This window comes from Streptomyces sp. NPDC043812, from assembly GCF_056436245.1.
Genome location: NZ_JBWKCY010000063.1, coordinates 1 through 8,761, shown reverse-complemented (window position 1 = coordinate 8,761; position 8,761 = coordinate 1). Strand labels below are relative to the sequence as shown.

6 protein-coding genes and 2 pseudogenes are annotated in these 8,761 nt (G+C 65.3%); 4 read left to right on the top strand and 4 right to left on the bottom strand.

Going from position 1 to position 8,761, the window contains the following annotated elements:
- Positions 1-741 precede the first annotated feature (741 nt).
- The 3 genes from AC067Z_RS38195 to AC067Z_RS38185 all read left to right on the top strand — a co-directional run bounded on the left by AC067Z_RS38195 (position 742) and on the right by AC067Z_RS38185 (position 4,209).
- The gene (locus tag AC067Z_RS38195; RefSeq protein ID WP_478794250.1) at positions 742-2,202 is read left to right on the top strand and encodes a hypothetical protein; all 1,461 of its coding nucleotides are present in this window, start codon (positions 742-744) and stop codon (positions 2,200-2,202) included.
- Between the two features lie 621 nt (positions 2,203-2,823).
- Positions 2,824-3,858 carry a hypothetical protein gene (locus AC067Z_RS38190; RefSeq protein ID WP_478794249.1) on the top strand — a complete coding sequence of 345 codons (1,035 nt, stop codon included), beginning with the start codon at positions 2,824-2,826 and terminating at the stop codon, positions 3,856-3,858.
- Between the two features lie 129 nt (positions 3,859-3,987).
- A complete protein-coding gene (locus AC067Z_RS38185) occupies positions 3,988-4,209 on the top strand; it encodes a hypothetical protein (protein ID WP_478794251.1) in 222 nt (73 codons plus the stop codon).
- Between the two features lie 111 nt (positions 4,210-4,320).
- On the opposite strand, the pseudogene AC067Z_RS38180 reads toward AC067Z_RS38185, so the two are convergent.
- Positions 4,321-4,470: pseudogene (locus AC067Z_RS38180) on the bottom strand (IS5/IS1182 family transposase); the annotation flags it as partial.
- A gap of 571 nt (positions 4,471-5,041) precedes the next feature.
- Here AC067Z_RS38180 and AC067Z_RS38175 point away from each other — a divergent pair.
- Positions 5,042-6,547: an FG-GAP repeat protein gene (locus AC067Z_RS38175; RefSeq protein WP_478794248.1), complete on the top strand. Its 1,506-nt coding sequence runs from the start codon at positions 5,042-5,044 to the stop codon at positions 6,545-6,547.
- A gap of 290 nt (positions 6,548-6,837) precedes the next feature.
- Here the strand turns inward: AC067Z_RS38175 and AC067Z_RS38170 are convergent, their stop codons facing one another.
- The 3 genes and pseudogenes from AC067Z_RS38170 to AC067Z_RS38160 all read right to left on the bottom strand — a co-directional run.
- The gene (locus AC067Z_RS38170; protein ID WP_478794247.1) at positions 6,838-7,647 is read right to left on the bottom strand and encodes a S1 family peptidase; all 810 of its coding nucleotides are present in this window, start codon (positions 7,645-7,647) and stop codon (positions 6,838-6,840) included.
- Between the two features lie 516 nt (positions 7,648-8,163).
- A complete protein-coding gene (locus tag AC067Z_RS38165; RefSeq protein ID WP_478794246.1) occupies positions 8,164-8,565 on the bottom strand; it encodes an SMI1/KNR4 family protein in 402 nt (133 codons plus the stop codon).
- 115 nt (positions 8,566-8,680) lie between these two features.
- Positions 8,681-8,761 (bottom strand): annotated as a pseudogene (locus AC067Z_RS38160) (IS200/IS605 family transposase); the annotation flags it as partial.

Below are 8,761 nucleotides of genomic sequence, written 5' to 3'. Positions count from 1 at the left end.
CGTTGTCAAGCAGTACATCGCGAACCAGCAGCGCCCCGTCTGACCGTCACCACCAAGGCGCAGAGCCTTCCGACGCTCCGCGCCTCCGGCCCAAGAATGGCCTTCACCCCCGCCCTGAAGGGCGGAGCACTGGCCAAGATCAGAGGTAGATCGCCAGGACAACTGGTCCGCCACCGGTCGTGGCCCCGGGGACCGCTCCGGTCGCGGGGGCAGTAATGGATTGTTCAGCGCCCACAACTCATCGTCCACGATCGACGGTAGAGTACCCACATTCCACGAACGGCCGAATCGTTACACCGGTTACGCCCCGCCGGCACACTTCAACAAGATCCCTGTTACGAGCTCTCAGCAATGAAAAAGGCAGTAGAGTTCCATCGTTTTCGGCGTCGAAACCCAGCCGAGGGGCCGGCCGGGAGCTTCCGCGCTGATTGTCAGCACATTTTCAGGTATGAGTGGATTGAGCTCGGGGGCGCATAGTGTTCCCTGAACCCGTACTGCTGTCAGCTATTCACGGCGATGCAGCACTCGGCGGATCTTGGAGAACACACGCTGCGTCAGTTCCTCGCCAATAGGGTGACCGCTGCGAGCTCGTTCACGTCGTCGATACGTCCATCTCCTGCGGGACAGTGCTGTGCCCTCGTCACCGTTTTCCTGTTTCTGAAGCAGCCGCCCCGTGCTGAACGAGCGCTGTACGGAGCAACCCCGGTTGCCCGGACCCGGCCCGGATTCGATCGTGGCCCCATGAACAGACCCAAGGTGGTTGTGCAACCACCGGACGCCCGTGGTCTGCGCAAGGTCACCATGGGCGGCGAGGCGGTGGGCAGCGCCTGGTCGTTGCAGGGGTTACGGAAGATCCTCCGTCGTCTCGGCTATCCGCAGGATCTCGATGTGGACGACCGGTCATCCATATGCTGGCTCGGGGGAGGCAACGGGACGTGGCCCGACCGCACATGGAAAAGGCGCGCGACGATCGTGTTCATGATGGCGGGCCTGCTCGGTTCCATGGCGCTGCTCGTCGTTGTCGGGAGTCCGGATGCCGTCGGGGCGCTGACTTTCGCAGGGCGTGTCACCGGACTGATGTTCGTCCTCGCGGGTTCCGTGCAGGGCCTGGCGGCTCTTGCAGTCCTCGATTACTGGGGGCAGCGGCAGTTGAGGATTTCCGGAGCGGTAGTTCTGCTCGGAACGATCATCGCACTGGGTACCGAAAGCCTGCTGCTGTTCATGTGGCTTCAGGAGACAGAGTTCACGCCCTATGTGCTGACCTATCTTCCGCTCTGGATATGGTCCCTGTGGGCAATCCAGATGCTCGTCCGGGAAAAGGCTTGGACTGGTGTGCCATATCCCAAGCAATTGGCAGCCGGCGTGACGGCAACAGCGCTTCTTGCCACGTTCAACCTCGCATATTCCACAATGTATCAGCCGTCTTCCGCTCCCGTCCTATTCGATCTGAAGGTGAAGTTCGGGACACCGCGGATGGATCCCGGGCGCCCGGTCATCCATCTCCCCGTGACCTTCGAGGCGCGGAACTCCGGAGAGGTTCCTGCTTATGTCATCGGTGATGGTTATGGCGTCTACGGTGTTGACGTCGAGCCCGTAAGCGATGGCAGCGGGCTCCTGGAGTGGAGAAAAGCCGTGAAGAGCAAATCGGGTGGATCCGATGTGGGGCGTTACGCCAAGTCTCCCACTCGGAGTGTGATAAGTGCGGCACGCTTCTACGGGCCGGGCAATTGGCTCGAGCCCGGTGAAGGATACGCCCGTGAAAAAGTGATTCAAATACCCAATTCGGTTCGGTTCGACACGATCGAGGCGCAGCTGAAGATGACTCTCATGAGGAAGGATCGCGGCAGGATCGACGAGGAATTCTCAGTCAAGCACTATTCGTGGGACAAGGATGAGGGGCCGTTCTATTGCCCTCCCGAAGAGTGCTATGACCATATCCTGAATCGAGGCAGAGTTCGCCACAACAACAACGTCATCAATGTGACTCGGCGGCCTCGGTATGTGACCTCGTACTACGGCTTGACAGGCTCGCCTGCGGACATCGAAGCGTATATTTTGTCCCATGCTCCCAAGAGCGTTCTCATTCTAGGCAAGGAGGCCGAGGACGAGGACAGGAGGGAAAGGAAGCGGTACGGGGTTGCGGTCACCGACGCCATGGCGGCCGTTCCTTTTGCCGAGTTGTTGAGCCAGGCAGGGTCCTGAATTATTCAGGGGAAATCGGTGACGGTAATCCGCGTGGTGGACGCCTCACGCTCGGGGGACTGGAGGCCGGCGCTGGCGTTGCGGGACGCGTCGAACGGGTGAAGAGTGGGTTTCGGGATCGCTTATGCATTGTTCTGTATTTCCTCCAGGCGGCCTCACGCTTCAGGGGGCCTGTCCGCAAACGGACGAAGCAGCACACGGCTCAGCACATCTGGAACCATCATGGTCAGAACCGCCCGGCGGCATCTCTTCCGCATGGTCGTCACATCCGGCTTGGCCACGTGTGCATTACTGACAGGGTCGGCGAACGCCGTGTCCGCGGCACACCTCCGCAACGGGGCCGCGACCGAGATGCACGCTCAGACGACACCGCCCCAGCCCACGCCCACGCCTACCCGCCCCACATCCACGCCTACCGGCCCCACATCCACGCCTCCCGGCCCCACACTCACGACCCCTACCGCGCCGACGTCGAGCGTCCCGTCCACGACGGACGGGACGTCAGAGTCTGGTCGGCCGTCAGATCCCGACGACCCGGCGAAACAACGTCAAGAGATTGAAGACGTAACGGCAAGCTTGAACAGTGAAGGGGAACGAGCGCCTGAGGAACTTCAGCCTGCGGTGGAACAGCTGAGTGCCACGCTCAAGGCGGTGGAGGAACCGGAAACGTCACCGCAGGAGCGGGAAGCGGTCATCAGCAGCATTCAGGAGGTGACCGGCGCTCTGACAGCGATCGATGCCCCCGAAACACCTCGCCAGCTGAGGCAGCAGCTGATCGGGGTCGTGCAGCAGGTGGCGTCGGCTCTGGACGTGAGCCAGGACTCCGGGGTGGCGCCCGAAGTGCGGACCGCCGTCATCTCGACTGTTAAACACGCAACTTCAGCTCTGAGTATGATCCGTGACCCGGAAACGCCGCTCGAGTTGCGCGAGCAGCTGACCCTGGTAGTGAAGCGGCTGACTGCCGCGATGGGGCAGCAGGCAGCTGACGCCCCAGTGGAGGGCCACGTCCAGGCCGTACTTGATGGGGGCCAGGTCGTGGGCCTCACGGTGGACACCATCTCTCATCCGCAGACGTCGCCGCAGCAACGGAAGAAGCTCACGCAGATCGCTGCGAAGGCGAGCTCATCGCTCGTGCGGCTGGGTGGCTCTTCGGAGTCGGGGGAGGACCGCGCCAAAGCTCATGGGCTCCTGAAAGACCAGACGGATCTGTTGAACAGGGAACAAGTGGAAGCCGTCGCTGCTCAGGACATACCGGACGTGCCTCTGGGCGAGGCGGCTGTCGTGTGCACCAATCGCATATTTGAGACCATCAGGGAGCGTGCTCTCAGCGTGAGACTCAGCAGTCTCCTTCCCCAGAAGTGGCAAGTCGATGGAGTCCAGGATTTCTGGAAATCGTGGGAATCGCAGAATGATGCCCTGGAAGTCCATGTTCAGCTGTTGACTGACGAAGACGACCATGCTCCGCTCGGCATTGCACAGCTCACTACTCGTCTTGCCGCACTCGTTCCGGCGGACCAGCTGTTCCAAATCCTCGGCGTGCCGGGGCTCCACTGCCTTCAGGCTGCTTGGCAACTTGACCGGCAGTCGGGGGTCACAGCGGGGGCTGGCTCGAGATGGCCAAGGACAAGAAGGGCGACGGCCAGTAGTGCTACGTGAGGTGGCCGTAGGACTGCCTGCCGGGCAGTCTGGGTGCAGGTGGGACGGGAGTGACCGCCGCGCCGGGACCATCAGCTTATTGCAGGTCATCTCATGTGGCGTCTCTATTCCGTACCGGAGATGGCTGGGATGTCGAGAAGGGCGAGGGAGGCGGTCTCCGCCGCCGTGGGGGTGACGCGGCTTGGGACGACGTATTCGATGCACGCCTGCGCGTCGGTGACCTCGTGGTGGTCACGCCGGAGAGCTCCGGCGTCGCGCAAGCAGCCGGTGGCGGTGGAGACGGTCACCTACGCGGGCGACGCCCGGCATGTGCCCGGCACGGCGACCGTCATGGTCGAGTTCGTCGGCTGACCAGGCTGACCAGGCTGACCGGTTTCCTGCGGGGCGTGGCCCGATCCGCGGCACGCGGATCTTCTCCAACATGGCGGTCCGTCCCCCTTCGCGAACCGGCGGCGGGCCGGTGCGGGCACCGGCCGCATGCTGATGTGCGCGGACGATGGTGGAGTCGACCGAGATGTCCCAGTCGACCTCCCCGGCCGCGTCGGCCTCAGCCTGGACCTGTTGAAGCAGGCCTTCCCGGGTCCCGTCGGCCGACCACATTCGGTGACGTTCTGACCACCCCAGAACTCTGCCGTCACCACACTCAACTGCCAAGCCCCACAACGAATCTCATTCTGAAATGATCAGTTAGGCCAGCCCCACAGGAAGGTGAACCGGCGCGTTCACCCAGCTGCGCGACTCGCCTCGAGGGTGACGACGACGGGCACTGTTCGCATCGGCGGCAGCGAAGGCACCCCTTTCGCCTCCATGGCGAACTGAGACCGCCCTGCATCGGACGACCCGTCCGGCGAGGCGTACAACCTTTGGCGAACTTCGGATGTCTTCTCGGTACGCATTACGGGCACTGCCCTCACCGCACTACCCCGACGGGGGAGGCCGCACATGATTCCATGCCTTCCGCGGCGGGCGGGGCGGCGTTGCCTGGCGCTCCCGGGCAGTTGCACCGGTCCGTGCTTCGGCGTCTCGCTGGGGAACCGACCGTGCACCTCCGGGCGAACAGGGCGTACGACTCCTCGATCTCGCACATGCAGCTCTGGTAGTCGAGCCGATAACCCCCCACGCACAATCCACCGCGGCTGAGCAGGACGCCGTTGGAATCCTAGGAGACCAAGGAGGTTCTCCTGTGCGTTACATCAGAAGAGCGGCCCTCACGGCCGCGGCACTCCTCACCCTCGGTGGCGGCGCCGTGTTTGCGGCCCCCGCCGCACAGGCCGCCGTGCCTTTTCCGTCCATCGGCTGGCAGCAGCGCAACACCGACTTCGACGGCAACGGTTTCGACGACGTGCTGACCGGCGCCCCGGGCGCCACGGTGACCGGCGCCGCGGGCGCCGGCTACGTCACCGTGCAGTACAGCTCGTCAAGCGGTCTCAGCACCACCAAGAAAAGCGTCCTCCACCAGAACATCTCGGGCGTCCCGGGCGGCGCTGAGGCCGGCGACGGCTTCGGGCGGGCTGTGGCATCCGGCGACCTGGACAACGACGGCTACGACGACGTCATCGTCGGCATCCCCGGAGAGGACCTGGCCGGGCTGTCCGACGCGGGCAGCGCCACCGTCTTCTGGGGCTCGCCGACCGGACTGCACGGGGCCGACAGCACCTGGCTGGAGAACCCCGATGGGCTGCGGGCCGGCGCGAACTTCGGCCGGGCGATCGAAGCGGCCCGGTACTTCGCCCCGGACCCGGCGGACCCGAACGCCAACCCGCGTGACTCGATCGCCGTCCTGGAGGACGACGCCCTGCTGTTCTTCACCGCCCAGCCCGGCGGGACGGCGCAGCAGCAGCTGAAGATGTCGGACCGCAGCATGCGGGCGCGGGACTTCTCGCCGATGGACACCGGCTTCGAGTTCCGCAACCTCAGCCACGGTAACTACAACGAGGACTCCTGGGCCGACCTGGCCATCTCCGGGGTCACCACCGGCGACCAGCCGGGCGTCGGCTCGGTGCAGGTGCTGCACGGCGCGCCGGACGTCGCCGGCCTCGGCGACGGCGGTACGTTCCCGGGCGGCCCGGCCATCGTCTCGGGCGACTGGGACGGCACTGGGCAGGACGACCTCGTCATCGGCGAAACAGGCGTGGGCTCGCCGCCGGGCGGCGGGATCACCCTCTACGCGGGCCGCGGCGACCTGTCCGGCCTCGAGCCGGAGCCGGTGCAGTACTGGACCCAGGACTCCTACGGCATCCCGGGTGTCGCGGAGGCGGGCGACCAGTGGGGCGCCGAACTGTCGGCCGGCGACACCGACGGCGACGGCCACCCGGACCTCGCCATCGGCGCACCCGGCGAGGACATCGGCAGCGTGTCCAACGCGGGCGCGGTGTGGGTGCTGCGCGGCGATCCGACCGGCTTCACCAACGTCGGGGTGAAGAGCTTCGACCAGCAGCTCGCCGACATCCCCGGCGTGGCGGAGACCTCGGACCGCTGGGGCGGTCAGGTCCGGCTGTTCGACGCCAACAAGGACGGCCTCTTCGGCCTGCTGGCGGCGGCACCGGGCGAGAACACCAACGACGGCTTCGTATGGGTGATCCCCGCCTCGTCGTCGGGGCTGGTCGCCAAGGGCACGTGGACCTACGACGGGGCACGCCTCGGGGCACCGGCGGCCAATGCGCAGTTCGGGGCGGCGATCGACGAGTAGCGGAAGCCTCGAGGAGGACTGGGAATTCACCGGGAATCAATGGCTGAAGGGCTTGCAGGGTCAAGGTGTTGCTTCCCTGCAAGTCCTTGGGAGACGGGATGGGACTCCTGGTTGCCGGCGCCCGTCGACTGCCTGTTCAAACGGAGTCGCTCGCGTGCGTCATCCACGCTCGGGCGAACCTCCGCGGCCCCACTGCCGAGCCGGAAAGGGCTTGGCAGTGGGGCGCGTTGGTGCGTGTGCCCCTGTCAATAGGGGCTACGGACGCGGCCTGCGGATCCGGGTCGGCCGGGTCAGCCGCTCAGTCCTTCGGCCGCTTTCTTGATGTCCTCGGCGAACGTACTGACCTCGGTGTAGACGCCCGGCTTGCCCGGGCGGGCGCAGCCCTCGCCCCAGCTGACGATGCCGACCTGGGTCCAGGCATCCGATTCGTCCTTGCGGAACATGGGGCCGCCGGAATCGCCCTGGCAGGTGTCGACACCGCCGGTGTCCAGGATGCCGGCGCAGAGCTCTTCGCCCGGCGTCAGCTGATCGCCGTACGCGTTCTGGCAGGTGGCGTCCTCGATGAACGGCACCTTGGCCTTGAGCAGGTAGCGCTGCTGGCTGCCGCCCTCCTTGTCCGCACCCCAGCCGGCTACGTCGAACTCGCCGTTGTTGAGCTTGTCGTCCGCTGCGATCGGCAGGGTCGGCAGGTCGATCGGCTTCTCGAGCTTGATCAGTGCCCAGTCCTTGCCCTTGCCGTTGTATCCGGGGGCCTGGAGGACCTCGGTGGACTTCACGCTGACCGCGTTGGGGTCCTCCAGGTCGACCACACCGGCTGTCGCGGTGATGCCGGTGTTGGGGCCGCTGCCGTCGACACAGTGGGCGGCGGTCAGCACGATGTCCTTGGCGTACAGCGAGCCGCCGCAGCCCATGGACAGCCGCACCATGAAGGGGAACTCACCCTGATCGGCCTTCGTACCGCCGACGACGGTCGGGCCCATCTCACCGCGTGGGGTCGGTTCGGAAGCGGCGTGGGCCGCGCCGGGCTGGAGGCTGAAGGCGGCGAGGGCGACGACACCGGCCGCGGTGGTGCGCTTGAGGTGCTTGAGGTGGTTCGTCAACAGACTTCCTCTCGTGGGGGGATACGCGTCCCGAACTCGGCCCACGAGAATCGGCGCACCATGCCGAGAAATGGCATGGCAGAACACCAGTGCGGCCGTTGGCCACGGCAGCAGGCAGTCGTGCGTCCGAACCCAGTGGGGGATGAGTTCGCAAAGCGCCTAGTGATTATGGGGAACAGCTGCGCAAGCATCAAGGGCATCGACGGCCCAACGCCCTTTCTGGCCTGTGTTGTTGCGCATCGCCACAACAGAGGATTGGCCGGTGGCCGGACGGGTAGGCGGCCGTGCTCCCACGCCGTTCCGGTGTCGGCACACGATGGGCGCAGCCCGTCCAGGCGGTGAGGCGACGGGCATGCAAGGTTACTGAACCGCCATCGCCACTGCCCATCCCATGAGCCGCGTGCATCGCTCACTCTCAGCAGCCCGTGACCACGACGACCAGCCTCCCGGCGAGCGCATGAAGGTGGCTTCGTTGACTTTCAGCAGGATCAGACACAAATTCCGTGAGGACACCTGTCAGGGGAGCGAGGGCTCGGAGTCGTCCCATTGCCATCCGGTTTCGGGGAACTGCTCGAGCAGAGCAGAGAACGAAGTTGCCTGGTGGACGGCGGACGACCAGTCCTGAGCGGAGACATCGAGCAGGACCAGAGCCGGGGGTTCCTGCCGAAAGTCGTAGGTGAGCATTTCGCGACTTCCGTCCCCGCCGATGACGACGCTCCCCGGGAATCGTTCCTGGAAGTCGCCGGCCTCATTGACTTCGATGAGCTCCGCCAGGGCATTGATCATCAGGAAGTCGTCCGCAGGAGGAACGAACCGAGCCATGCTCCCTTCGGTAGCCAGGATGTGTCGGTAGTCCTCGGGAAAACGGACTCCGAAGCGGCACTCGGCCTTCGCGATCTGGTCGTCGATCGAACTCATGAGGCCGTTCTATCTCTGATCTTGGCCTGTGCTCCGCCCTTCAGGGCGGGGGTGAAGGCCATTCTTGGGCCGGAGGCGCGGAGCGTCGGAAGGCTCTGCGTCTTGGTGGTGACGGTCAGACGGGGCGCTGCTGGTTCGCGATGTACTGCTTGACAACGGTCAGGGGTGCCCCGCCGCACGATCCGGCGAAGTAGGA